We start from the raw sequence: 24,218 nt of genomic DNA, 5'->3' as shown, positions 1-24,218 counted from the left end.
TGGCGGTGCCGCGGCTCAAGTTTCCGGCGAATCGGCCGATGGTGTTGTGTGCGCCAAAAGGGACCGAGATCCCGCAGCGCATCAATGACATCCCCGGCTTCAAGGGCCTGCCTGGCAGGCCACGGGCACCGGGCGGCCGCGCCATGGCGCAGCGGCGGCGCGGCACTGCCGAGGCCGGGATTGCGGACGACCCCGAGGACGGGGCGGAGCCGTCCGGACACGATCCATCAAGGGAACAACCGAATGGAAAACCGGGGACAAGACACAGAGGCCGGCGGCTTGCAGATTAGCCTGGACGACAGCGCGCGGCAGCTGCGCGCGGCATATGCCGCCATGCCGGGCCGCATGGCGCCAGACCGCGCCGCGGTGCAAGAGGCGCTGGCCAGGGGCGGCTGGGCGGAGGCGAAACTGGATACCGCGGCAATCGGCGCCTTTCTCGCGCAATGCCAGCGCGCCATCGAGGGGACGCCCGTGGAGGCGCTGATCGGCGAACTGACCGACGGCTACTTCGATCTCAGCGTCAGCAGCGACAACCTGAGCGTGCGGCTCAACCTGCTGCCGCCGCAGGGCGGGCGCGAGGTGACACGGGACGATATCCGTGCCGCGCTGGCCGAGCGCGGCGTCAAGGCCGAACCGGACAGCGCGGCACTGCGTGGCGCGGTCGAGGCCGGCTATTGCGACGGGCTTGAGATTGCCACGGGACGCGCGCCGCTGCCTGGCACGCCGGCGCGCTTCGAGAGCCTGCTGGCCCCTCCCAAGCCGCTGGTGGCCGAGGACGAAAGCGGCCGCATCGACCTGCGCGACCTGGGCACGCTATTGCTGGTGAATCCCGGCACGCCGCTGATGCGGCGCATCCCGGCACGCCAGGGCAGCGACGGCATCGACGTCTTCGGCAAGGTCGTGCCCGCTGTGCCGGCCATCGATCCGCCTTTTGCGGACGGCCTGACCGGCGTGGCGCCGGATCCCGCCGATCCCGAGGTACTGGTGGCGGCGATCTCCGGCTCGCCGGCCTTGTCGGCGCAGGGCGTATCGGTGAGCCCGGTGGTCGATGTGGAAGCGGTCGACATGCACTCCGGCAACGTCACCTTCGACGGCACGCTGCGCGTCAACGGGGATATCAGGACCGGCATGACCGTGCGCGTGACCGGCGACGTGATCGTCAGCGGCACCATCGAGGCTGCCCATGTGGAGGCGGGCGGTAATGTGGTGGTGAAAGGCGGCATCATTGGCAAGGCCGAGGGCACACATCAAGGCTCACATCAAGGTTCACATCAGGGCGCCGAGGGTGTCGCGCTGGCGCGGGTGACCTGCAAGGGCTCGCTGCATGCGCGCTTCATCGAAAGCGCGGTGGTCGAGGCCGGCACCGAGGTCAAGGTGGAAAGCGGCATCCGCCAGAGCGATGTTTCCGCCGGGCGCAGCATCATTGCCGGCAGCCCCAAGGGCGGCCAGGGCAACATCACCGGCGGGCGCTGCCGTGCGCAACTGGCTGTGCGTACCGCCACCCTTGGCGCCTCCGCGGGTACCGCCACCACCGTGCAGGTGGGCACCAATCCCTACGCCGAAGCCGAGAAGGCCGAGCTTGAGGCCCAGCGCCGCCAGCTGGAGGCGGAGCAGGCCAAGGTGCAGCAACTGGTCAGCTTCTTCGCCAAGAATCCCGAGAAAGCGGTGGGCGACCTGCGCGAGAAGGCGCGCGCCACGCTGTTCAAGCTTACCCGCGACTCGATTGCGCTTGACGCCAGGCTCGCCAAGCTTGCCGAGCAGCTTCGCCCGTCTCCCGAGGCGGTCATCGAGGTGAGCCGGCGCATTCACGGCGGTTGCAGCCTGCATATCGGGCAGAAGTCGATGAAGATCATGGAGGACAAGCCGGGCGGCCACATCCGGCTGGTGGAGGACCGCATCGCGCTGGTCTGAGTCCCCCTGCGTCCCGTCGCACGCCGGCCGCCGCGCTCTTGCGCGGCGGTTTTGCATGTGCCGCACGAAACACAATGCGGAACACGACGCGGAACACGTTACGTGACGCGTAACATGCCCCGGCCCCGCCCGGGCCGCGGCGCCCGAGCCCCCGCGCAAGCGCCAATCCCTTGCCCCACAAGGCGCAGCGGCCAGCCCGGCTCCGCCAGAGAGCCCGCGCCGGCGGCTGGCACGTGCCTTGCAAAGTAGCCTGTCAGGCGTCCCCGCTGGCGCCGTTCCAGAAAAAGACAACAGGAGGGATCATGGACATGGCACTCACCAGCCGGGCAGGCGTAGACAGCATCACCTCGCGAGGCGTCTCGCCGGTCGTGCCATCGGCCATGTCGGCGCGGCAGGTTGCCAGGCTGCCGCTAGCGTCGCACGGCACGGCGCCGCTCAGGGCGGTGGTGATCGACGAATGCGCGCTGCTGCGCCTTGGCCTGGCCCGCATGCTGGAGAGCATGCCTGGCGTGGAGCAGGTGGACGGCGTGGATCCCGATGATCTCTCCATGCACGGGACGACGATCCGCGAGGCCGGCTTGCTGGTGTTTGGCATGCCGCAGGACGTGACCAGCGGCTGGCGCCTGCTGCGCAAGCTGCGGAGCATGCTGCCCGCCCAGCGGGTGCTGCTGCTGTCGGACAATATGTGGCTGCACATGCCGCCGCCGGAGATGGGCTACGGCATCTGCTGCTGCCTGCCCAAGACAGCAGCCCTTGTGACCCTGGAAGCCGCCATCAGCAGCATGCTCGAGGCCGAGGTGCTGGCCGCCTGAGCCGCGCTTCAATCCACCCCGGCTGCGTCTGCCACGGCGGCGATCCTCTCCCGCAGCCAGAGGATTGCCGGATCGGCATGGTTGCGCGGATGCCAGGCCGCGAACAAGGAAAACCCGTTCGCCTCGACGGGCAGCGCAAAGGCGTCTAGCCGGTCGCCATAGCGTTGCGCCAGCCGGCGCGGCAGCGTGGCCACATAGTGGCTGTGGCTGAGCAGTTCCGGCACCAGGGTGAAGGTCTGCACCGATAGCACCACCTTGCGCCGCCGCCCCAGCGCCTCCAGTTGCTCATCCATGTAGCCGTGGAAGCTGCCGCCGCTGGTGGAGACCAGCACGTGCTCCAGCGCGCAATACGCATCCAGGTCCAGCGGGCGCATGCCGCGCGGATGGTGCTTGCGCTGGACCATCACGAAGCGCTCGTCGAGCAGCTTCCTTGCCTTCATCGACGGCGCCACCATCCGCTCTGAGCCGATCAGCAGGTCCACTTCGCCCAGATCCAGCCTGGCGCCGATGGTGGCGGGATCCGCTGCCACGAATGCCATCTGCACACCCTGGCCCGCCACCCCCGACAAGGTTTCCATCAGCCGTAGCCCGAGCACGGCAATGGCGTTGTCGCTGGCCGCCACCACAAAGCGCCGCGTATCGGTCAGCGGGTTGAACGCCGCGCGGTGGCGCACCACGGATTCCAGGTTCTTCAGGGCCGCATGCAGCGGCTCGGCCAATGCGTTGGCCAGTGCGGTTGGCGTCATGCCGCGGCCCGTTTCCGTGGGGATGAGCAAGGGATCGCCAAAGACATGCCGCAAGCGCGCGAGCTGGGTGGAAACGGCGGGCTGGGTCAGGTGCAGGCGCGCCGCGGCCCGCGTGACATTACATTCCGCCAGGAGCGTGTCCAGCGAGACCAGCAGGTTCAGGTCGATGCCTCTGAGATCAATCATGTTGATACGTCGGATATCAGTAATTGATTTCAAAGATAGGTGGGCGCTGCCTAGAGTGCAATCGTGCTCGCACATCGACGCGCCATCTCATCGGAGGAGAACGACATGGACATGAACATGGACACGAACCTGAACACGAACATGAAGGCCTGGATGCTCGACCAGCCCGGACAAGCCCTGGCATTGCGCGACGTGCCTGCGCCGCAGCCGCGAGCAGGCGCAGTGGTGGTGCGGATGGAGGCGGTGCCGCTCCTGAGCTACACCCGCGCGTACCTGCAAGGCGCGCTGCCCTACGCCTACCCGCCGGGGCCTTTCACCCCCGGCACCAACGGCATCGGGCGGATTGCCGCGGTGGGCGAAGGCGTGCAATCGTTGCAGGTTGGCCAGCGGGTCGCCGTGAATCCGCTCTGGCGCAGTAGCGAAGCCGGCCCGGAGCCCGAACAGGCCCTGATCGGGCTGACCGGCATCAGTGCTGGCAGCGCTGCCATGCTCGCCGCTTTCCCTCACGGCACGCTACGCGAGCTGGCCGAGATGCCGGCCTCGACATTGATTCCGCTGCGCGGGCTCGACCATCTGAGCTCCGCGCGGCTGGCGGCGCTGGCCAAGTTCGTCGTGCCATTCGGCGGCCTGCGCCGCGGCAGGCTGCAGGCGGGCGAAACGGTGGCCATCAATGGCGCCAGCGGATACTTTGGCAGCGCGGCGGTGATGGCGGCGCTTGCCATGGGTGCTGCCAGGGTCATCGCGCTAGGGCGGCGCGCCGCCTCGCTGGAACGGCTGGCCGCGCTTGGCGGCGGCCGGGTGACGCCGGTGGTCCTGCACGGCGAAGCCGACGCGAACGCCGAGGCGATCCGCGCAGCCGCGGGCGGCCGGCTGGACCTGGCCTTTGACATGGTCGGGCAGGCGAGCGATGCCAGCGCCACGCTCGCCGCGCTCAAGAGCCTGCGGCGCGGCGGTCGGCTGGTGCTGATGGGCAGCATGACGGTGCCGCTGCCGATTCCCTATGGCGAGATGCTGCGCAACAACTGGGAGCTGATCGGCCATTTCATGTACGAGAGCGCCGATTACCTTGCCTTGGTGGCACTGGCAGCCTCGGGTCAGTTAGCGCTGGATGCGGTGCGGTTGGAAACCTTTGCCTTCAGCGAACTGGAAAGTGCGATCGATGCGGCGGGGCGCATGGATGGGCTGGCATGCACGGTTGCGCTGCTTGGGGCGGGTGGGGTGTGACTGGGGGGAGGCGGAGCGTCAACGCGTCCATGCCACCGACAGCCAAATAGGCATCTTGCAGCACTCCCAAGTATGAACCACGTTCACTTGTCTGTAAATTCAGACATGTAGCTATTCAGTATCGCAAATGGCAGGTCTATGTTGATCCTTCGTCACAACCGTTCCCCATCGGCAGCGGTTGCGGCGATCGACGAGGGAAGCGTCGATTTTCTGAAGCCCCAACATAAGACAGGAAGAACATGCCACAAACTGCTCACGAAGCGGTGACCTCGCCTATGGACCCGGCCGGCACCCGCTTCACGCCAACCCGGCTCAGCGCCATCGCGCTCGCCTCTCTGGCGCTGACCCTGGGTGCCTGCGGCGGCGACGATCCCGTTGCTACCACCCCGGCTTCAACCACCCCGATAGCGGTCGCGGGCTGCGAACTGAACGGCACCACCGGGGGCGAAGCCGTGGTGCTGCCGGGCGACCCCAACGCGCCGGAGATCGCCACCGGCTATGCGCCCAAGAATACGGTCTATGCCAAGACCTATATGGCGGTGACCAACAACCCGGTCTCGACCAAGGCTGCCTGCGACGTGCTGAAGAACGGCGGCACGGCGGTGGACGCCGCGGTAGCGGCGCAGATGGTGCTGAACCTGGTCGAGCCGCAATCCTCCGGCATCGGCGGCGGCTCCTTCATCATGTACTACGACGCGGCCACCAAGCAGGTCACTGCTTACGACGGGCGCGAGATGGCGCCGGCCGCCGCCGACGGCAACTATATCCAATGGAAGTCCGCCGCCGACCAGACCACGCCGGCGCCTAACGCGACGCACAGTGGCCGCTCCATCGGCACGCCCGGCACGTTGCGCGTGCTGGAGCTGGCGCACGGCGAGCACGGCAAGCTGGCCTGGAAGGACTTGTTCTCTCCCGCCATCAAGCTGGCGACCGACGGGTTCCCGATTCCGCCCCGCATGGCTGCCGCGATCGCCTCGGCGGTCAGCAACCCGATGACGGCCCCGAGCATCAAGCGCGATGCCGAGATGGCCGGATACTTCCTCAATGCCGACGGCACCCCGCGCGCGGTCAACACCATCATCAAGAACCCGGCCCTGGCCAATGTGTTCACCTCGGTCGCCAGCGGTGGCGCGGATGCGTTCTACAAGAACGGCCCGATTGCCCAGGCTATCGTCGCCAAGATCCAGAACACTTACGGCGGCACCGCCACGCCGGGCCTGACCACGCTGGCTGACCTGGAGAGCTACGTCGCCAAGAAGCGCAAGGCGGTCTGCACGACCTATCGCGAGTACGAGATCTGCGGCATGCCGCCGCCGTCGTCCGGCGGCATCGCGGTGGCGCAGATCCTGGGCATCGTCGAGAACTACGAGATGTCGCGCTATGCGCCGTCGAACATGGACAAGAACGGCGGCCGCCCGAACGTGCTCGGCGTCCACCTGATGGCCGAGGCAGGCAACCTGGCCTWTGCCGACCGCAACAAGTATGTGGCGGACACCGACTTCATCGGCCTGCCGGGCGGCAGTTGGGAAAGCATGCTGAACAAGCCTTACCTGCGCAAGCGGGCGGACCTGATCAGCACGGTGGGCTCCATGACGCTGCCGGTCGCCGCGGGGGACCTCGGCGCTGTGCCGCTGGCCCCGTCGGTCATCAACGAGCACGGCACCACGCACCTGTCGCTGACCGACAAGTACGGCAACGTCGTCTCCATGACCACCACCATCGAGGCCGGTCTCGGCTCGTATCACTTCACCAACGGCTTCCTGCTCAACAACCAGCTGACCGACTTCAACGCGGCACCGGCCGATGCCGGCGGCGTGCCGATCGCCAATCGCGTGCAGCCTGGCAAGCGCCCGCGCAGCTCGATGGCGCCCACGCTGGTGTTCAAGCGCAATGCCGACGGCTCGCGCGGCGACTTCTACATGACCACCGGTTCGCCGGGCGGCGCCAGCATCATCCAGTACGTAGCCAAGACCCTGGTGGGCGTGCTGGACTGGAAGATGGACGCGCAGCAGGCCGTGTCGATGATCGACTTCGGTGGCTCAAACAACGCCACCAGCGGCATGATGGTCGGCGGCGAGCATCCCAACGTGGATGCCACCAAGCCGGCCGGCGGCCTGGCCGGCGACAACGATCCGCTGGTCAAGGGCCTGCGCGGGCTCGGTCACGTGGTCAACGTGACGGCGCAGTCGAGCGGCTTGAGCGCGATCATCCGCACCACCGTGGGCGGGTCGACGGCGCTGGTCGGCGGGGCCGATCCGCGTCGTGAAGGCGTGGTGCTGGGCGATACGTTCAAGCCATAAGCCGGGGCGGAAAGGTTTGCGGAAATTTCTCCGCATGCATTGGGAAGTGGCTGGTAGGCCGATGCGAGTCCGCTCGCTACAGTAACCACTTACCGCTCTCTCCCCGGGGGTGGTTTTCCCGAGAGGGCCTAATCCCTTGGTCCTCCTTCCGTGGCGCTGCATGCTCTTGCATGCAGCGCTTTTTTTTCCTCGCCTTCCCCACCGTCCCACCACGGGTTTCGCCTACCAGACCCGGATCTTGAGCTGCAGCGAGATGCAGCCATCCACCTTCCCCCGCATCGTCGGCACGTAGATCAGGTTTGCACCCACGCGCCCATACTCGACGCTGATGATGGGTGCCGCCATCGGCGACCATCCACCGTGATTGACATCCGGATACCCCCGCACCGCGCCAGCCGCGGCACCGATCCGCACCGGGCCAAGATGCAAAGGCTGCCAGGTGACGGTTGCATAGGTGGAGTGAAAGCGCATGCTGTTGCGGTACTCGCCGGCCGACAAGGTGAAATCCTCGGTGATGCGGACATCCGCGCCGAAGCCCCAGTTGGCCGCGTTGTAGTGCGCCGCATGATTGAAGTGGTAAGAGAAAAACCCGGCGTTCAGCCAGACCTGGGGGCTGAAGGCGGGCGCCGGCGTAGCCTGCGCCGAATCTGCCGGGGTGTCTGGCGGCGTGCTGTCATCCGCGCGAGCGGTGACGGCCCACAGGGATGCGCCTAGCGCAAACACCATCAGGAGCTTGCGCGAAAAAAGGCGATACCTCGCCGCGCCAGGAACTGGATAAGCATCCATGGCCGCTTCCTTGTCGATTGTCTTGGCTGGGAGCTGGCTGGACGCGACGCGAATCGGCGTGCGGGCGCAGCCATCCTGCGCGAGTCCGGCGTGGCGCCGGCGGCCCTAGGTGGCGGCGATGTGCATGATGTTCCCCGGTTGCGTGGCAAGTGCGAACGCGTACCGCGTGCTGCGCGGCCGCTTCGTCATCGGTCCCGGCGGCTAATTGGATCGGCGGGCCGGTTTTGTATTTATCGTGTTACCAGTCTGGTGCTTCGGCGCGTGGGATTCAATCAATCGAAAGCCGTAAGCCTATGGAGGGGATTGGAGGGCAGCGGATATCAACCTTCCGGAAAAAACGGGACATTGCGCGAGCTTGCGCAGGCAGGCGGGGGCGGGAGGGTTGATATGCCGCTGGCGGCTGCCAGGCGGCAGCGCCAGGGCATGGCGCAATCAGGCAAACACGCGTTTGACGATGCGGGCAGGCGAGCGCCGCGGCAGAGGCTGCGGCGCTTGGGTCATACGGGAGACGCGCTGGCGGAACTAGCCGGGCTGTGCGTCATCGCGCGCCAGGCCAGGTGCGCGGTGCCGGCGGGCGGCGCCGCACGCATGGCTTGCGCGCGCACATCCGGAAAATCCGCTGCGTCGAGCCAGACCGACAGGAAGGCGCCCATCGCATCGAGCAGCGTGTCCGAGTTGATGCCGGTCGGCCCGCCCACCTTCGGGCAGATGACCAGGTGGGTGCCCTCGTGCGAATACACGCGCAGCGTCTTGACGAGATCCGCCGGCTGCAGACGATGCTCCGAGCAGGGCACGCTTGGGAAGCCGAACGCCAGCAGGAATTCTTCTTCCTCGGCCTGCCCTGTGCAGAGAATCACCTTGGGACGCATGCGCTGGCGCTGCGCCGCGATAAAGCGGAAGCGCCCGCCCTGGCGGCAGAATTCCACATAGCGCCAGTTCGGGCTGAGGCACGGATTGCGGCGAAAGGACTCGATCTGCGACAGGTCCATCTGCTGCGGCTTGGGCAGGGGGTAGAGATTGATCTTGAACTCCCAGCCACGCGGCGCGTAGAGGTATTGGTCGAAGTAGCTGCGCCAGTCCAGCCCCGGCATGGTTTCACGCAGCGTGGCCGCGCGCGTCGCCGCCATGATGCGGGCGAGGCGCTGGTGCGTTTGCCAGCGCGGCATGTCGTGCCGGTGGCGCTCGCGGAATGCGCTATCCCAGGCAGGCGGCTCATGCACAGGCGCCAGCGAGGCACCCGGCGAAGACGCAAGCAGGTGCGGCTCCTTATCGCATATCCAGACAGCCGCGCCGATGTTCCCCCCCTCCATGCCGGCGTACGAAGAGAAATACGCGTCCAACTCCTCGCTGCTGAAAACTGATGTCATTTGATCTCTCATTCGTCGTGGCCCGTCATGCAAGTCCCTGCCGGCGCGCGCGGCGCGCGACAGGGCTCCCCAAGTGGCAGCGGCATGGCGCCGCGCGCCCGCGCGTGAATGACAAGGACTAGCGCAATCGCCGTGCCATCTGGCCGATGGCGCTAGCCGACGCGGCGCAGTGGCGGCGAGGGGCGGATGCGATCAGGCTGGAAGCCGCGCCAGATAAGGGGTTGCGGGCGATTTGCCTATGGCGGGGAATAGGGCGGATGTCGTGGGCCGCCGCGAGGCAGTGTTACGCCGCTGTTACGCGTTACGTAACGTGGGCGGTGTGGGGGAACGCGGAGGGTATCTTGCGTACTGCGCGAACGCGTCGTCGTACGGCGTCGGATGGCCGACTCAGCAGCATCAATTGCGGCGCGCGTACGCTTTTCTTCGCAACGAGGTAAGCGCGCGCCTGACCGTTCTGACGCACAAGCTTGGTTGGGCCGGCGCTGGACGCATTTTCGCTCCCTATGCCCAGCCTGGACGAGATCGGCGAGGTCACATTGAGCCGCGAGCGCCTTAATCTGGCCGACGTGCTGCAGGACAATGGCGTCGTTGAGTCGGGCGACCTGCCGGCGGCGGTAACGACGCAAACGCGCCCCGTATGCAAATGCCCGTTGCCAGCGCGCCAAAGACTGTCGTCGCAATCGAACGCACCGGCGGCAGGGGCGCCAACAAGCAGGCGGCGCGTTTCACTGGCTGGCGGCTCTAGTGTTGTTTGCGCAGGGCTGTACCCTTGCGGTGCAGCCCTCCAATCTAGGTGCTAGCATCAAGCATGCGCTCAGGCCGGGCTGGGGCGCACACGACGAATCTAGAATCTACCGTAGATGGGCAGGCCCCAAGATATTGGGCAGTGCAGAGCGACGGGGCCGTCGCGCAACTGTTGGGAAGAGACCACCATGTTAGCCAGATACGCTCGTAATGTTGCCAGCGGTGCTCGTCTCTATTGGCAAAGCCGTATTGCCCCGCATCCCATAACTTCGTTCGCGTTTTTTCTAGCGTTTTGCGCCGTAGAAATTTTGTTGATCGTGGCCGCGAGATTTGAGTTTTCGCTTGCGTGGTTAGCTGTTTGGCTAAGCTTCCTGGTCGGAGATATCAGCACATTAATAAGAGTGGCTAGATGTCGGAACTGTGGAATTCTTGTGGTACCCGCTCCCGCGTATCGTAAAGAGTGCCCGGTTTGCGGCCACATAATGTTTCCGTGAGCTTAATGCTCTCGTCAGAAAGCAACGTCACCCACTTTTCGCAAACCCCTCTGCTTTGGTCTTGTTGCCTTTGTCGTGGAACTTTGCGGCATGGCGTTTGGCTTTGCAATCGACTATGGCCCCCACAATCCGCTTTCCTTTGTGGCGTTCGGCATAGTGGTATTGGCTGCGCTCACCGAATTCGTCGCCATTATTTGGGGCTGGATTTAGATTTATCGTATTTTTCGTAGTTGGCGACACAAAGCGCGGCACTGAAGAAGCGCTGGCCGAGATAAGCTGTCCCCTCTGTTTGAAGCAAAGAATATCATTCAGCGTTATGCCGGCTACCAACTCGACCCCGGCGTCGAGTTTGAGGAGGTTGAGCCTTTCGTGGTACCCGCTGGCGCAAGCTACATCGTTGAGGCGGGCTTAGAGCTAAAGAAGGATGAAGAGGTCGCGGCCACGCAAATCGTCCACGTTGGCGCGGGCGAGATGGCAAGCTCAACGCAAAAGCGCGCCAAGTAGCCCAGTACATTCATGCGCGGTCCAGCTTACGCGCCGGCTTTGCGTCATGCGCAACGAGACGGTAGGCTCGGCTTCGCCGATTGGCTTGCGGCCATGACCGCGCCCAGCTCCGCCGCGAGTCATCGTCTTTGCCGGCCTTGCCGTTGTCGTCATCGCCTAGTCCAAAACCCGGTGCAGCTGGCTACATGAGGCCCAGAAACAACAAAGCCCAACCGGGAGGGCTGGGCTAAGTGTTTGATTCCTATGGTGCGAAGAGAGGAATCGAAAAACTTCCGTAATCCGGCATGAAATAAGGGATCTAGTGGCGATAGATGCGATTCATACCCCGTTGCATACCCCCAATTTCACGCAGTACCCCATAACGAGTGATTCTTTCGCCACTGTTGCCAAAGGTTGGCAAGGCGCCGTCAAACCCGAAGAGGGGCCGCGGGTGAAACACCTGCCAGAGGCATCGGACCGGGCTAGTTCTTGGAATGGGCAGCGGAAATTCGTGTCTAACTGCTCAGGCGCGCCAGGAGGCCGCGATGAGCATATGTATCAGAAACCTCACAATCTGCGTGGCCTTACTGCTGACCGGTTGCGTGGTAGTGCCTGCTTATGATGGCTATGGCTACCCGGCCTACGGCGCCTATCCCTACGAGCCTTACTATCCAGCCTACCCCTATGGCCCCTATTACAACTACGGTTGGTGGCCTGGAATTTATGGCGGTGCGGTTTTCTTCGGCGGCGGTGGCCATGGCGGGGGACGCCACGGCGGGCGCGGAGGTGGCCGCGGTCGCTGAGCCGTGTCGCTTCATTTCTTGCACGTCGCCATCACCCGCTCGTTCACGCCCAGCCGGTACAGCCTCGCGCCCACCTGAGTCAGTAAGGCCCGTCCCCTCGTTCTCCTGGTCCGTTAGCCGCTTCACCTGCTCCGCAGCGCGCTCGTCACGCCGGGTGCCCCTCAGATTTGAGGCTGCCGCTCCCCGCGGATATGATGGCGACTGAGGCGGCGGCGCTCTCGCCACGACGGATGGCGCCATGACCGCATCCCAGATGGAATCAACCGCGACTTCACAATGAAAACCCTCGGTATCGCTTTCTATTTCCTCGCTACTGCCGCGCTATCCGCTCAAGCAGTTGAAGCGCCTGACAGCCAATGGCAGCGCGTTGGGTTGTCGCTATCTGAGCTTGTTGGCCGTGGTTACGGCATTGCCGCGGTTACGAGCGACTCGTCTCCAAATGGGGTATCAACCGAAACGTTCTTCCTTCAAAGGGGCGAAAGCGCATACAAATGCATCGAGGTTCATGCCATTGATTTCAAGGCAAAAAAGTCTGCAGCGCTTTTTGATTGCTTTGAACTCGTTACGCCCTACGCAACACCTCGCGCCAAGTGAGGGGAGTACGCGGGACGGTGCGGGCCGTCTTGCGTCACCCTACGTGGCCTACCTAGACGCCCCCATCGCCGCCTTCAGCCTGACCTCATACCCGGCGTGCAGCGCCAGCTCGGCCAGCGCCGCCATCACCATAGATTTGACGCTCTCACACATGGCCCGCGCGGATGGTGAGGGCCGTGCAGGCGGTGCCCCTACTTGAGACGGCCCGATGAATTGCCGTGTGCTCATCCTCTTCGCGGTTGCTCTCATCTCTGCTTGTACGGGGCTACCGGCGCCAAGTCTCTGTTCACCACAGAGGGACGCGCTGGGCAGGATCACCCGTAGCCATACGGCCGTCGCGGAATTCAAGCGGCTCAATCCCTGTCCGGCCAACGGCGTCCGCTCTGGGCCATGCCCGGGGTACGTTGTCGACCACGTCATCCCCCTCTGTCATTGCGGGACCGACGCGCCAAGCAATATGCAGTGGCAGACGGTCGAAGAGGCCAAGGTCAAGGACAGATGGGAGCGCAGTATCTGCAGCGCGCCATCGTCGGCGCGCTGACGCCACTCCAGAAGGTCTGCCCTCGGCTGCAACCCCTCTGGGCCGGGCACGTCCCAAATGGGCCCGTTGCCCCGATGTCAGCGTTTCCAGACTATCGGCGCGGAGGCAGAGCAGGCGGCCACCTTGCCGGACCAGCTCCTGCTGGTAGTGAGCTTGATGAGCTGTTCGTTGACCGGCTCGATCTGCCGTTGCCTGCGCTCGGCCAGGCTGTTGGCCACGGTGGTAAGCGCTGCCTTGCACGCCGTCTCCGCCGCGCTAGATCGCACGGTGAACTGCTGATAGCGATAGTTGACCATGAGGGTGAAGCCGTCCGGAACGTATTCAACCGTGTATTCGGTGTCCATGTCATACGTCGACATCTGTCGGCTAGCAGATGGCGCGGGGGTAGTGCAAGCCGCTGATACCAGGCAGGCCATTGCTGCCAACACCTTCTTGTATTTCACAGCATGATCTCCATGGATTCCGTTGCAGGAAGCGAAGCGCATCTTGGCTTGTGTGCGAGTCTGGGGCTGGATGGTACCAAGGAATGGCGGCGCAGGAAGCCGGACGGATATGGGGGCGGCATGTTCCTGCAATGGCGGCTGGCGCCACCGCGGCATACCCGCTGTTAGACAATAGACGGAACTAGAGAAATCCAGAAACCGGCTACTGGATTGGGTTTGACGGTGATCCCGAATTGAATGCCGAAACTGAACACGATCTATACGTCTTCCGGCCCGATACTAACCACCAAGAACAAGCCGGCGCGCAGCGCTGCCGTTGCGCAGCATAGCGAAGCCCAACACCAAGCCGCCACAAATGAGGCCAAGCCACCCGAGGCGCAATCCCAGGGGATTGTCTTGCCGCGGGATGGCTTCTCCCGTTTCAAGCAGCTCCAGCCGTTCCTACCGGTCAGCCGCGAGACGTGGCGGAAATTGACCCGTGACGGCTTGGCGCCGGCACCCCAAAAATGGGGTGGACGCCGGGCAAAGTTTGCAAACGGCGGGCAACAAAAAACCCAGAGAGCGTTACGCTGTCTGGGTTTCTAGGCAATGCTGGTCAAACTTTGGAATTCTTATGGTGCCGAAGAGAGGAATCGAACCCCCGACCTTCTCATTACGAATGAGCTGCTCTACCGACTGAGCTACTTCGGCCCACCATCCGTCAACAACTGGATGAAGCCCGCAATCATAGCAGCGTTTTTTTTTGCTGGGAAGCCCCGGCGCAGAATTTTTGCCGGGAATCCCCGCGGGCGCGCCGCCGGGTGGCGGCGCGGTCATTTAGGCGGCGTCGTTGGCGGGCAGTGGCGCGGGCTCGGTGCGATGGCGGAACCGGAGCAGGTAGGCCACGCTGAGCACCGCCAGGAAGGGGATGCCAGTGAGCAGCGTCATGCGGAAGGCTTCGGTGAACAGGGTGGTCAGCATGATGGCCAGCAGCATGCCTGCGCCTAGCAGCGTGAGCACGGGGAAGCCGCGCATGCGGAAGGCCAGGGGGCGGTTGCCGGCGGCAGTCCATTGGCGGCGGAAGCGGTAGTGGGTGACGAAGATCATGAACCAGGTGAAGAGGGCGCCGAACATGGAGATGGCCATCATCAGCAGGAAGGCGTCGCCGGGGTAGAACACGTTGAGCCCGGTGGCCAGTGCGATGCCGATGCTGGAGAGCAGCAGCGCGCGCACGGGGATGCCGCGCTTGCTGACTTCGCCGAAGCTGCGCGGCGCTTGTCCTGCGCGGGCCAGGCTGAACATGGTGCGGGTGGTGATGTAGAGCTGGCTGTTCATGGCGGACAGCGCGGCGATCAGCACGACGAAGTTGATGATGGCGGCGGCGCCCGGCACGTGGATGGCTTCCATCACCTGGACGAAGGGGCTCTTTTGCGCGCCGGCCTGGTTCCAGGGGACGATGGCGAGCATCAGTGCGAGCGTGAGCAGATAGAACAGGCCGAGCCGGATCATGGTGGAGCGGAAGGCTTGCAGCACGGCGCGCTCGGGGTCCTGGGCTTCGCCGGCGGCGACCGCGATCATCTCGATGCTGAGGTAGCTGAAGATCGAGACGATCACCGCGACCCACATGCCCCACAGGCCGTTTGGCAGGAAGCCGCCGTGCGCCGTGTAGTGGTGAAAGCCCGCGCCGGCCGCGCCGCTGCCGGTGCTGCCGGGCGCGCCGAAGACGATGTAGGCGGCCACCAGGATAAAGGCGACGATGGCGATGATCTTGACCATCGAGAACAGGTATTCGACGGCGCCGAAGATGCCGACGCCGACCAGGTTGATCAGGATCAGCGCGGCGGAGAACGAGACGATCCAGAACCACGCGGGCACCTGCGGGAACCAGTAGCCCATGTAGAGCGCCACCGCGGTGACTTCGGTGCCGACCGCTAGCACGATGGAGGCCCAGTAGGCGTAGCGCACCAGGAAGCCCGCGAGCGGGCTGACATAGTGCTCGGCATACGCGCCGAAGGAGCCGGAGGTGGGGTGGGCTACCGTCATCTCGGCCAGGCAGCCCATCAGCAGCAGCGTGACCAGCGCGCCGATGGCATAGCTGAGCAGCACGCCGGGGCCGGCGAAGCCGATGGCAAAGCCGCTGCCCATGAACAGGCCCGTGCCGATGGCGCCGCCAATGGCGATCATCGCCAGCTGGCCGGGCTTCAGGGTGCGGTGCAGGCCTTTCTCGCGTTGGACGATTTGCTGGAAGCTGCTTTCCGCGCTCCCGCGTCCGTGGATCTGGTTCATGTCTCCTCCTTGGTTTTTTACGCCGCGGCCGTGTTGCCTGGCAGTGTTGGCGACATTTCGCTCGTTCGGGGTTGCTGTATCCGCAGTCTAAGCCCCGCGGGACCGCACTACGCAGGGAAGCGTCGCGCCAACGGTGCGGAAATTTCGCAATTCTTGCCTTCAGCCGTGCGCGGCGAGGTCACCGCCGAGCCCGAAGAAGCTTGCGGCATTGCCGCCGAGCAGGCGCCGGCGGGCGGCCTCGGCAAGATCGCTCTCGCGGATCAGCGCGCCGACCTGTTGCTCGCCGAGCGGATAGGGGTAGTCAGAACCCAGCATCACCCGGTCCTCGCCCATCACGTCGACCAGCAGCTTGAGCGCGCGCGGGTCGAACACGGCGGAGTCCACGAAGAAGCGGTTGACATACGACGAGGGCGGGTGCGGGCAGTCTTCGCGCACGATGTCGCGATGGCGCCAGGCGTTGTCGACGCGGCCGAGCAGGAAGGCAAAGCTGCCGCCGCCATGCGCGAAGCACAGCTTGAGCGAGGCCGGGATGCGCTCGAACGCGCCGGACAGGATCAGCGACAGGATGCCGAGCTGCGTTTCCGCCGGCATGGACACCAGCCACGGCAGCATCCACTTTTTCATGCGCGGGGCGCCCATCATGTCCCACGGGTGCACGAGTACGGGAATGCCTTCGTTGGCGCAGTGGATGAGGAAGGTGATCAGGCCTTCGTCGTCGAGATCGCGGTCGCCGAGGTGGTTGCCGATCTGCACGCCGACATGGCCACCGGCCTTGGCGCGCGAGGCTTCGCGGCAGGCGGCGTCGATATCCTGCAGTGGCACCTGGGCCAGCGCCTTGAGCCGCGCGGGACGGTGCGCGCAGAGTGCCAGCGCGTAGTCGTTCATGCGCTGCGACCAGGGCACCGCGACGTCCGCCGGATAGCGGTAGCCGAACATCACGGGCGTGGCGCACATCAACTGGATGTCGACACCGCAGCGGTCCATTTCCTCGATGCGGCGCGCGGGGTCCCACAGCGCGGAGTAGACCGGGCGGAACGGCTGGTCGCCGGTCATGATCATGGCAGTGTCAGTGCCATTGGTCTGCAGCCAGGGCGCGGCGACGGAGTCAAGCGCCGCGGCCTCCTGGCGGGTGATGGGCGGGAAGAAATGGCTGTGGATATCCACCACGCTGTTGGTGCTCATTTAGGGTCCTTGCTGGCCTGTGCCGAGGCCCGGCCAGGATGCACCGTGCCGCATTGCCCGCAGCGGCGCAGCGCTGCGTTGTCGTAAAAGCCGGCAAACAGCGGAGGCAGGTCGGTGACGATGCTCTTGAGCTGCACCTCCACGCGGTGCACCAGCGCGCTGCACGCGGGGCAGTACCACTCGAAGCCGTCCACCACGCCTTCGGGGCGCTGGCGCTCGATGACCAGGCAGCGGCTGTCGGCCTCGGGGCGTTGCGGGGAATGCCGCACGTGCGCGGGCAGCAGGAAGATGTCGCCCTCCTTGAGGTCGACGCGCTCGCGCTTGCCGCGGTCCATGATATCCAGCCAGGCATTGCCCTTGAACTGGTAGAAAAACTCTTCGAGCGGATCGTCATGGAAATCCGTGCGCTGGTTGGGGCCGCCCACCACCGTGACGATGGTGTCGGCGTCCTGCCAGACCTGCTGGTTGCCCACGGGCGGCTTGAGCAGGTGCGCGTGCTCGTCCAGCCAGCGCGGGAAGTTGAGGGGCATGCCGTAGGTGAACATGGCGCGAGTCTCTTGTGCGTGTGAGGTTGCGGTTGCGATGCCGGGCTTGTCAGTGCATCAGTACATCAGTGCGTCAGCGCGGCAGCGGCTGGTAGGCCACGGCCTTGATCTCGATGAGCAGATGCGGGTGCGGCAACTGGTGCACGGCCACGGTGGTGCGGGTCGGGCCGTCGTAGTCGAAGTAGTCGCCGTAGACCTCGTTGTAGCCGCCGAAATCGTTCATGTTGACGAGAAAGGTGGTGATCTCCACCAGGTCGGACAGATCGCAGCCGACGCTTTGCAGGATCTCGCGGATATTGAGGATCACGGCGCGGGTCTGCTCGCGGATATCGAGCGCGGTCACGCCCATGGCGTCGGCGCTGGCGCCGGCGAAGCTGTTGTCCGCACGGCGCGAGCTGGTGCCTGAGACAAACAGGAAGTCGCCGGCCCGCTTCACGTGCGGGAAGCGGCCGCGCGGGGTGGCCTTGCCGGTCAGGACTTTGGAAAGCGTGGTCATGCGTGGTCTCCGGTGGTCAGCGTGTGCTCAGTTCGACTTGCCCCATCCCGCTCACGCGGGTGCGCACGTGGCAGCCGGGACGCAGCGGCTCGGCAGCGGTGGCCGCGCCGGCCATGATCAGCGAGCCGGCCGGCAGCACCATGCCGGCCCGCGCCAGCAGTTGCGAGGCCTGCACCAGCGCGCGCAGCGGGTTGCCGAGGATGGCCGCGGTGGTGCCGAGCTGCGCCGCGCGGCCGTCGATCTCGAGCTGCACGCCGCGGTTGGCTAGCGCGCAGTCCCGGCGCGACCACGGCCCCACCACCAGCGCGGCGGACGAGCAGTTGTCGGCGACCACGTCGGCCAGCGAGAACTTGAAGTCGCGATAGCGCGAGTCGATGATCTCCATGGCCGGGGCCACCGCCTCGATGTGGCCGCCGGCATCGAGCAAGGTGAGCGGACCGGCGATATCGCGCGATGTCAGGAAGCACACCTCGGGCTCGATGCGCGGATGGATAAAGGCATCGAGCGCGAGCACGGCGCCTTCCTCGCACAGCATGGCATCGGTGAGCTGGCCCCAGATCAGGCTGTCCACGCCCATCTGGACCATCTTGGCGCGGCTGGTGAAGCCGAGCTTGATGCCGATCGGTTGCTCGCCGCGCGCGTGGCGCAGCGCGACGGCGCCGGCCTGGATGGCGTAGGCGTCTGCGATGGAATAGGGCGTGGCTCCGCCTGGCGGGTCGATGGCTTCACGCTGGCGCGCGGCGTCGTCGAGGCGGGTGGCGTACTGGGTAATCTGATCGGCAATCATGCGGCACTCGCGATCGGGGTGTTGGTGGTGGTGGCGGTGGGATGGGCGCCGGGATTGGCGGGATCGCGCTGGCGCAACAGGTCCAGCGCCACGTCCACGATCATGTCTTCCTGTCCGCCGACCATGCGGCGGCGTCCGAGCTCGACCAGGATGTCGACGGTGGCAATGCCGTAGCGCGCCGAGGCAGCCTCGGCGTGGCGCAGGAAGCTGGAGTACACGCCGGCATAGCCAAGCGCCAGCGTTTCGCGGTCGACGCGCACGGGGCGGTCCTGCAGCGGGCGAACCAGGTCGTCCGCGGCGTCCATCAGTGCGTAGAGGTCGGTGCCGTGCGGATACCCCGCGCGGTCGATCGCCGCGATAAAGACTTCCAGCGGTGCGTTGCCCGCACCCGCGCCCATGCCGGCGAGCGAGGCGTCCACGCGGTCGCAGCCGTGCTCCAGCGCCACCATGGAATTGGCCACGCCGAGCGACAGGTTGTGGTGGGCGTGCATGCCGGTCTCGGTGGCGGGATCGAGCACTTGCTTGAACGCATCGAAGCGCTCGGCCACGTCGCGCATCGACAGCGCGCCGCCGGAGTCCACCACGTACACGCATTGCGCGCCGTAGGACTCCATCAGCCTGGCTTGCTGCGCCAGCGCCGCCGGCGTGGTCATGTGCGACATCATCAGGAAGCCCACGGTATCCATGCCGAGCTTGCGCGCGTACTCGATATGCTGGCGCGAGATGTCGGCCTCGGTGCAGTGGGTGGCAACGCGCACGGTACGCGCACCGGCATCGTAGGCCGCGCGCAGGTCGTGGATGGTGCCGATGCCGGGCAGCAGCAGCGTGGCCACGCGTGCGTGCTTGAGCTCCGCCGCCACCGCGGCGATCCATTCGAGATCGGTGTGCGCGCCAAAGCCGTAATTGAAGCTCGAGCCGTTGAGGCCGTCGCCGTGGGCCACCTCGATGCTGTCCACGCGTGCCGCGTCCAGCGCGCGGGCTATGGCCACGGCTTGCGGCAGGCTGTATTGATGGCGGATGGCGTGCATGCCGTCGCGCAGCGTCACGTCCGACACGTAGACTTTCTTCATGGCCTTGCCTGCGGGATGTTGTGCTGCGGTCATTGCGTTGCTCCTTGCGCACGCGCCAGCTTATGCTCGGCCACGCGCTCGGCGGCGGCCAGCGCGGCGGACGTCATGATGTCGAGATTGCCGGCGTAGGCCGGCAGGTAGTGCGCGGCGCCTTCCACCTCCAGGAACACCGAGACCTTGAGGCCGGCCAGGCGGCCGATGCCCGGCAGCGTGAGCGGGCGGGCCGGGTCGATGCGCTCGAACTGCACCTGCTGCTTGAGCCGGTAGCCGGGCACATAGGCGGCCACCTGCGCCACCATGCGTTCGACCGAAGCGCGGATGGCGTCCTGGTCGGCATCGGCCGCGGTCAGGCAGAACACCGTGTCGCGCATCAGCAGCGGCGGCTCCGCCGGGTTCAGCACGATGATGGCCTTGCCGCGCGCGGCGCCGCCCACTTCCATGATCGCGTTGGCGGTGGTCTCCGTGAACTCGTCGATATTGGCGCGCGTCCCCGGGCCGGCCGAGCGGCTGGCGATGGACGCGACGATTTCGGCGTAGCTCACCGGCGCGACTTGCGACACGGCACGCACGATGGGAATCGTGGCCTGCCCGCCGCAGGTGACCATATTGATGTTGGGCGCGTTGAGGTGGCCGTCCAGGTTGACCACCGGCACCACATACGGGCCGATTGCCGCCGGTGTGAGGTCGATCACCTGGATGCCGTGCTTTTGCAGCACGGCGTTGTGATGCATATGGGCGCCGGCCGAGGTGGCATCGAAGGCTACGCGGATGTCCGCGAAGCCGGGCATGCCAAGCAGGCCTTCGATGCCTTCATGCGTGGTGGGCACGCCGAGGCGCTGCGCGCGGGCGAGGCCGTCGGAGGCGGCGTCGATGCCGACCATGGCGCCGACTTCCAGGTGCCGGCCGTGGCGCAGGATCTTGATCATCAGGTCGGTGCCGATATTGCCGGAGCCGATGATGGCTGCGCGCAGGCGCGTCCGGGATGGCTTGCTTATGCTCATGCTCGTGCTCATGCGGAGGGCTCCTTGTTGGCTGGGGCGAAGCGCGTGGACAGGCGTCCCAGCCCTTCGATCTCCAGGTCGAAGACGTCGCCGGCGGCAACCGGCACCATCGGGCCCAGCGCGCCGGTCATGACGATGTCGCCGGCTTGCAGCGGACGGCCCACGCGCACCATGGTGTCGGCCAGCCACAGCGCCGCGTTGAGCGGGTTGCCGAGGCAGGCGGCGCCGGTGCCGAGCGAAACCTGTTGGCCGCGGCGCTCCATCACCATGCCGCAGCCGATGAGGTCCAGGTCCGCCAGCTTGACGGGGCGCGAGCCGAGCGCGAACAGGCCGCTGGATGCGTTGTCGGCAATCGTGTCGGCCAGGCGGATATCCCAGCTGGCCACGCGGCTGCCGACGATCTCGGCAGCGGGCAGGGCGTAGGCGGTGGCGCGGATCAGGTCGGCGATGGTGTGGCGCTCATGCGCGAGCGGATGCGCCAGCACCAGCGCGATCTCGGCTTCGATCTTGGGCTGCAGCACGCGGCGCAGGTCGATCTCCTCGCCCTCGGCCACGGCCATGTCGGCGAACAGCATGCCGAAATCCGGCTCGCCCACGCCCAGCTGCTGCTGCACGGCGCGCGAGGTCAGGCCGATCTTGCGGCCCACCAGGCGGCGGCCTTCGGCGAGCCAGCGCAGCGTGTTGATCTCCTGCACCTGATAGGCCGCCTGCGGATCGGTCTCGCCGATCAGCGTGCGCACCGGTGCGCACGGCGCATGCCCGGCATGCGCCTGCCACAACAGGTCGGCGGCGGCGCGGATGGCGGCGCCGGCGTTGGATGGTTGTTTGGTCTCGTTGGTCATGGCTCAGAGCTTGATGCAGATGTTCGCCACTTCCGAGTAGAAGTCGAGCGAGTGGCGGCCGCCTTCACGGCCCAGGCCCGAGAGGCCGACGCCGCCGAAGGGCGTGCGCAGGTCGCGCAGGTACCAGGTGTTGACCCAGGTCAGGCCCACGCGCACCTGGCGTGCCACGCGGTGGGCGCGTGTCAGGTTGGTGGTCCACAGCGCGCAGGCCAGGCCATAGGCGCTGTCGTTGACGCGCGCGACGACTTCCTCTTCGCTGTCGAACGGGGCGATATGGCAGACCGGGCCGAAGATTTCCTCGGTGACGCAGCGCGCGCTGTCGGGCAGGCCGGTCCAGATGGTGGGCATCACGTACGCGCCTTCGTCGCGCGCATCGCCGAACAGCGGCACGCTGCCGCCGCAGACCACGGTGGCGCCTTCTTCCACCGCGAGGCGGAAATACGACGCCACCTTGTCGCGGTGGCCGCGCGAGATCAGCGGACCCATGTCCACGCCATCGTCGCCGGGGTAGCCGAGCTTGAGCGCTTGCGTGCGTGTCTTGAGCGCTGCCACGAAGGCGTCGAAGATCGGCCGCTCGACAAACACGCGCTCGGAGCACAGGCAAACCTGGCCAGCGTTGGTAAAGGACGAGCGCAGCACGCCCGCCACCGCGGCGTCGAAATCGGCGTCGGCGAACACAACCGCGGCGTTCTTGCCGCCGAGCTCGAAGGAGATTTCCTTCACGCCATCGGCTACCGCACGCATGATGGTGCTGCCGGTCCTGGACTCGCCGGTGAACGTGATGGCGTCGATGCCCTCGTGGCGGGTGAGGAATTCGCCGGTGGAGCCGCCGCCGAAGCCGTGCAGCAGGTTGAACACGCCGTGCGGCACGCCGGCCTGGTGGATGACCTCGGCCAGCAGCGCGGCCGAGGCCGGGGTCTCTTCCGATGGCTTGGCCACCACGGTGTTGCCGCACGCGAGCGCGGGCGCCACCTTCCAGGTCAGCAGCAGCAGCGGCAGGTTCCACGGCGAGATGATGCCGACCACGCCCACGGGCTTGCGCACCGTGTAGTTGAGCGCGCCTGCGCCATCCGCCGTGGGCGTCTCGTACAGTTCGTTGCCGGCGGTCTTGGCGAGGTCGGCGAAGGTGCGCAAGTTGGTGACGGCGCGCGCTACGTCCAGCGTGCGGGCCTGGTGCTCGGGGCGGCCGGTGTCTTCCACCTCGGCGGCCACGAACGCGTCGAAGCGGGCTTCGATGCCGTCGGCGATGCGGTGCAGCAGCGCGGCGCGCTGTTGGACGTCGAGTTGTCCCCAGGGGCCTTGCAGCGCGCGCCGCGCGGCTTGCACGGCGCGGTCCACGAGCGCCGCATCGGCTTCGCACACGTTGGCGACAAGGTGGCCGTCGACCGGGCAGGTGTCGGGAAAAGTGCCGGCGCTGGCGACGAACTCGCCGTCGATGTAGTGCCGGATGAGTGGAATGTTTTGCTTGGGCACGGGTTGGTCTCCGTGCTGCGCGGGGTGGGGGAAGGGTGCGCAGCGAGGACCAGTATATGGAGCGCCCCCCGGCCTTGCATAATGAAGAAGAAGGCCCCTGGTATTCCAAAATGGCATGTCTGGAAGCGGCCAGGGTGGCCGGCTTCGGGGCGCTCAGCGCGCTTGCGGCAGCGCGGCGGCTTCACGCAGGCAGGCGATGAAATGGGCGGCGGCGGGTGCGGGCGCGCGGTCCGTGCGCACCGAGTAGCCGATGGTGCCAAAGCGCCCGATATCGCCCAGGTCGAGGATGGCCAGCAGCCCGAGGCGCACGAAATGATCGGCCACATCGCGTGCCATCAGGCCGATGGCGCCGAGATCCTGCATCAGGCCGATATTGGTCAGCAGCGAGAGCGACTCCACCAGGTTGGCGGGCACCTGCAGGCCGGCGTCGAGGAACAGGCGCTCGGCGGCCAGGCGCGCGGGGGATTCGTTCAGCGGCAGGATCCACGGGTGCGCGGCCAGTTCGGCCAGGCGCAGGCCGGCGCTGGTGGCCAGCGGGTTGTCGCGCGCCACCACCACGCACATGGCGGTGTCGTACAGCGCGGTGTGCGTGAGCGCGAACATGCGGGCGAGCGGCAGGTCGCTCTCCGGCAGGCGGCCGATGACCAGATCGAGCTCGCCGGTGGCAAGGGCGGGGAAGAGGCGGTCGGTGGGGGCTTCGCGCACCGTCACCAGGATGCCGGGGCGGCGCGTTTTCATCAGCGCGATGGTGCGCGGCAGCAGCCGGGCCGAGGCCGAGATCAGCGTGCCGACGATGACGTTGCCGGTGTCGCCCGAGCGGAAGCTGTTGAGCTCGTCGGTGAGGTAGCGCAGCTCGGCGATGACCGACTTCACGCGCTCGCCCAGCAGCAAGCCGTAGCTGGTTGGCACCACGCCGCGGTTGGTGCGCTCGAACAGGGGAACTTCGAGATCTTCTTCCAGCTCCTGGATCGCCTTGGTGACGGCGGGCTGGGTCAGGCTCAGCTCGCGCGCTGCCCGCACGATGGAGCCGGACTGCAGCACGCGATCGAAGATCAGCAGGGGCTTGAGCTTGAGGCGGCGCAGCATCACGTCGCTCAAGGTAACGGTGGGACGGCTGGACATG

General features: G+C 66.2%; 20 protein-coding genes and 1 tRNA gene. 6 read left to right on the top strand and 15 right to left on the bottom strand.

Annotated features, from left to right (window positions below; all coding sequences use genetic code 11):
* The first annotated feature begins 243 nt into the window (after nucleotides 1–243).
* On the top strand, nucleotides 244–1,911 hold the full coding sequence (locus AB4061_RS28270; RefSeq protein WP_441639555.1) for a DUF342 domain-containing protein: 1,668 nt from the start codon (nucleotides 244–246) through the stop codon (nucleotides 1,909–1,911).
* 302 nt (nucleotides 1,912–2,213) lie between these two features.
* Nucleotides 2,214–2,723, top strand: a complete 510-nt coding sequence (locus AB4061_RS28265; RefSeq protein ID WP_441639554.1) for a DNA-binding response regulator — start codon at nucleotides 2,214–2,216, stop codon at nucleotides 2,721–2,723.
* Between the two features lie 8 nt (nucleotides 2,724–2,731).
* On the opposite strand, the gene AB4061_RS28260 is transcribed toward AB4061_RS28265, so the two are convergent.
* Nucleotides 2,732–3,655, bottom strand: a complete 924-nt coding sequence (locus tag AB4061_RS28260) for a LysR family transcriptional regulator (RefSeq protein WP_441639553.1) — start codon at nucleotides 3,653–3,655, stop codon at nucleotides 2,732–2,734.
* Nucleotides 3,656–3,796: 141 nt separating this feature from the next.
* Here AB4061_RS28260 and AB4061_RS28255 point away from each other — a divergent pair, with 141 nt between their 5' ends.
* Nucleotides 3,797–4,879 carry a zinc-binding dehydrogenase gene (locus AB4061_RS28255; protein WP_441639572.1) on the top strand — a complete coding sequence of 361 codons (1,083 nt, stop codon included), beginning with the start codon at nucleotides 3,797–3,799 and terminating at the stop codon, nucleotides 4,877–4,879.
* Nucleotides 4,880–5,154: 275 nt separating this feature from the next.
* Complete coding sequence (locus AB4061_RS28250) at nucleotides 5,155–7,179, top strand: gamma-glutamyltransferase family protein (protein ID WP_441639571.1); 2,025 nt, start codon at nucleotides 5,155–5,157, stop codon at nucleotides 7,177–7,179.
* A gap of 222 nt (nucleotides 7,180–7,401) precedes the next feature.
* On the opposite strand, the gene AB4061_RS28245 is transcribed toward AB4061_RS28250, so the two are convergent.
* Nucleotides 7,402–7,965, bottom strand: a complete 564-nt coding sequence (locus AB4061_RS28245; RefSeq protein WP_441639552.1) for a hypothetical protein — start codon at nucleotides 7,963–7,965, stop codon at nucleotides 7,402–7,404.
* A 497-nt stretch (nucleotides 7,966–8,462) separates the two neighbouring features.
* The gene (locus tag AB4061_RS28240) at nucleotides 8,463–9,332 is read right to left on the bottom strand and encodes a transcriptional regulator (RefSeq protein WP_441639551.1); all 870 of its coding nucleotides are present in this window, start codon (nucleotides 9,330–9,332) and stop codon (nucleotides 8,463–8,465) included.
* Nucleotides 9,333–12,132: 2,800 nt separating this feature from the next.
* Between AB4061_RS28240 and AB4061_RS28235 the strand changes: the two genes are divergently transcribed.
* Nucleotides 12,133–12,450 carry a hypothetical protein gene (locus tag AB4061_RS28235; protein WP_441639550.1) on the top strand — a complete coding sequence of 106 codons (318 nt, stop codon included), beginning with the start codon at nucleotides 12,133–12,135 and terminating at the stop codon, nucleotides 12,448–12,450.
* A gap of 618 nt (nucleotides 12,451–13,068) precedes the next feature.
* Here AB4061_RS28235 and AB4061_RS28230 read toward each other — a convergent pair.
* Entirely contained in the window at nucleotides 13,069–13,335 is a 267-nt protein-coding gene (locus tag AB4061_RS28230) for a hypothetical protein (RefSeq protein WP_441639549.1), read from the bottom strand.
* Nucleotides 13,336–13,671: 336 nt separating this feature from the next.
* Here AB4061_RS28230 and AB4061_RS28225 point away from each other — a divergent pair, with 336 nt between their 5' ends.
* On the top strand, nucleotides 13,672–14,019 hold the full coding sequence (locus AB4061_RS28225) for a helix-turn-helix transcriptional regulator (protein WP_441639548.1): 348 nt from the start codon (nucleotides 13,672–13,674) through the stop codon (nucleotides 14,017–14,019).
* Nucleotides 14,020–14,048: 29 nt separating this feature from the next.
* On the opposite strand, the gene AB4061_RS28220 is transcribed toward AB4061_RS28225, so the two are convergent.
* From AB4061_RS28220 to AB4061_RS28170, 11 genes are all read right to left on the bottom strand, one after another.
* A tRNA-Thr gene (locus AB4061_RS28220) sits at nucleotides 14,049–14,124 on the bottom strand.
* A 126-nt stretch (nucleotides 14,125–14,250) separates the two neighbouring features.
* A complete protein-coding gene (locus tag AB4061_RS28215) occupies nucleotides 14,251–15,699 on the bottom strand; it encodes an amino acid permease (RefSeq protein ID WP_441639547.1) in 1,449 nt (482 codons plus the stop codon).
* A gap of 159 nt (nucleotides 15,700–15,858) precedes the next feature.
* Nucleotides 15,859–16,881, bottom strand: a complete 1,023-nt coding sequence (locus AB4061_RS28210; RefSeq protein ID WP_441639546.1) for an amidohydrolase family protein — start codon at nucleotides 16,879–16,881, stop codon at nucleotides 15,859–15,861.
* Entirely contained in the window at nucleotides 16,878–17,426 is a 549-nt protein-coding gene (locus AB4061_RS28205) for a 3-hydroxyanthranilate 3,4-dioxygenase (protein WP_441639545.1), read from the bottom strand. The genes AB4061_RS28210 and AB4061_RS28205 overlap by 4 nt, the downstream gene beginning before the upstream one ends.
* Nucleotides 17,427–17,499: 73 nt before the next feature.
* The gene (locus AB4061_RS28200; RefSeq protein WP_441639544.1) at nucleotides 17,500–17,922 is read right to left on the bottom strand and encodes a RidA family protein; all 423 of its coding nucleotides are present in this window, start codon (nucleotides 17,920–17,922) and stop codon (nucleotides 17,500–17,502) included.
* 16 nt (nucleotides 17,923–17,938) lie between these two features.
* Nucleotides 17,939–18,709, bottom strand: a complete 771-nt coding sequence (locus AB4061_RS28195; protein WP_441639543.1) for a 2-keto-4-pentenoate hydratase — start codon at nucleotides 18,707–18,709, stop codon at nucleotides 17,939–17,941.
* The gene (gene dmpG / locus AB4061_RS28190) at nucleotides 18,706–19,812 is read right to left on the bottom strand and encodes a 4-hydroxy-2-oxovalerate aldolase (protein WP_441639542.1); all 1,107 of its coding nucleotides are present in this window, start codon (nucleotides 19,810–19,812) and stop codon (nucleotides 18,706–18,708) included. The genes AB4061_RS28195 and dmpG overlap by 4 nt, the downstream gene beginning before the upstream one ends.
* On the bottom strand, nucleotides 19,809–20,780 hold the full coding sequence (locus AB4061_RS28185) for an acetaldehyde dehydrogenase (acetylating) (RefSeq protein WP_441639541.1): 972 nt from the start codon (nucleotides 20,778–20,780) through the stop codon (nucleotides 19,809–19,811). The genes dmpG and AB4061_RS28185 overlap by 4 nt, the downstream gene beginning before the upstream one ends.
* 8 nt (nucleotides 20,781–20,788) lie before the next feature.
* Complete coding sequence (locus AB4061_RS28180) at nucleotides 20,789–21,622, bottom strand: 2-keto-4-pentenoate hydratase (RefSeq protein ID WP_441639540.1); 834 nt, start codon at nucleotides 21,620–21,622, stop codon at nucleotides 20,789–20,791.
* 3 nt (nucleotides 21,623–21,625) lie between these two features.
* Entirely contained in the window at nucleotides 21,626–23,095 is a 1,470-nt protein-coding gene (locus AB4061_RS28175; RefSeq protein ID WP_441639539.1) for a 2-hydroxymuconic semialdehyde dehydrogenase, read from the bottom strand.
* 153 nt (nucleotides 23,096–23,248) lie between these two features.
* The gene (locus AB4061_RS28170; RefSeq protein ID WP_441639538.1) at nucleotides 23,249–24,217 is read right to left on the bottom strand and encodes a LysR substrate-binding domain-containing protein; all 969 of its coding nucleotides are present in this window, start codon (nucleotides 24,215–24,217) and stop codon (nucleotides 23,249–23,251) included.
* Nucleotide 24,218 lies beyond the last annotated feature (1 nt).

Origin of the sequence: Cupriavidus sp. YAF13, assembly GCF_052113425.1 — a bacterium.
GTDB lineage: Bacteria > Pseudomonadota > Gammaproteobacteria > Burkholderiales > Burkholderiaceae > Cupriavidus.
This window is presented reverse-complemented; position numbering and strand designations above follow the sequence as displayed.

Bases quoted from the DNA above. Each gene is read 5' to 3' on its own strand.
- AB4061_RS28230 (WP_441639549.1), bottom strand. From the start codon at position 13,335: ATGGACACCGAATACACGGTTGAATACGTTCCGGACGGCTTCACCCTC.
- AB4061_RS28265 (WP_441639554.1), top strand. From the start codon at position 2,214: ATGGACATGGCACTCACCAGCCGGGCAGGCGTAGACAGCATCACCTCG.
- AB4061_RS28185 (WP_441639541.1), bottom strand. From the start codon at position 20,780: ATGAGCATAAGCAAGCCATCCCGGACGCGCCTGCGCGCAGCCATCATC.
- AB4061_RS28245 (WP_441639552.1), bottom strand. From the start codon at position 7,965: ATGGATGCTTATCCAGTTCCTGGCGCGGCGAGGTATCGCCTTTTTTCG.
- dmpG (WP_441639542.1), bottom strand. From the start codon at position 19,812: ATGACCGCAGCACAACATCCCGCAGGCAAGGCCATGAAGAAAGTCTAC.
- AB4061_RS28260 (WP_441639553.1), bottom strand. From the start codon at position 3,655: ATGATTGATCTCAGAGGCATCGACCTGAACCTGCTGGTCTCGCTGGAC.
- AB4061_RS28225 (WP_441639548.1), top strand. From the start codon at position 13,672: ATGCCGAAACTGAACACGATCTATACGTCTTCCGGCCCGATACTAACC.
- AB4061_RS28270 (WP_441639555.1), top strand. From the start codon at position 244: ATGGAAAACCGGGGACAAGACACAGAGGCCGGCGGCTTGCAGATTAGC.
- AB4061_RS28255 (WP_441639572.1), top strand. From the start codon at position 3,797: ATGAAGGCCTGGATGCTCGACCAGCCCGGACAAGCCCTGGCATTGCGC.
- AB4061_RS28235 (WP_441639550.1), top strand. From the start codon at position 12,133: ATGAAAACCCTCGGTATCGCTTTCTATTTCCTCGCTACTGCCGCGCTA.
- AB4061_RS28210 (WP_441639546.1), bottom strand. From the start codon at position 16,881: ATGAGCACCAACAGCGTGGTGGATATCCACAGCCATTTCTTCCCGCCC.
- AB4061_RS28200 (WP_441639544.1), bottom strand. From the start codon at position 17,922: ATGACCACGCTTTCCAAAGTCCTGACCGGCAAGGCCACCCCGCGCGGC.
- AB4061_RS28195 (WP_441639543.1), bottom strand. From the start codon at position 18,709: ATGATTGCCGATCAGATTACCCAGTACGCCACCCGCCTCGACGACGCC.
- AB4061_RS28205 (WP_441639545.1), bottom strand. From the start codon at position 17,426: ATGTTCACCTACGGCATGCCCCTCAACTTCCCGCGCTGGCTGGACGAG.
- AB4061_RS28240 (WP_441639551.1), bottom strand. From the start codon at position 9,332: ATGACATCAGTTTTCAGCAGCGAGGAGTTGGACGCGTATTTCTCTTCG.
- AB4061_RS28215 (WP_441639547.1), bottom strand. From the start codon at position 15,699: ATGAACCAGATCCACGGACGCGGGAGCGCGGAAAGCAGCTTCCAGCAA.
- AB4061_RS28180 (WP_441639540.1), bottom strand. From the start codon at position 21,622: ATGACCAACGAGACCAAACAACCATCCAACGCCGGCGCCGCCATCCGC.
- AB4061_RS28170 (WP_441639538.1), bottom strand. From the start codon at position 24,217: ATGTCCAGCCGTCCCACCGTTACCTTGAGCGACGTGATGCTGCGCCGC.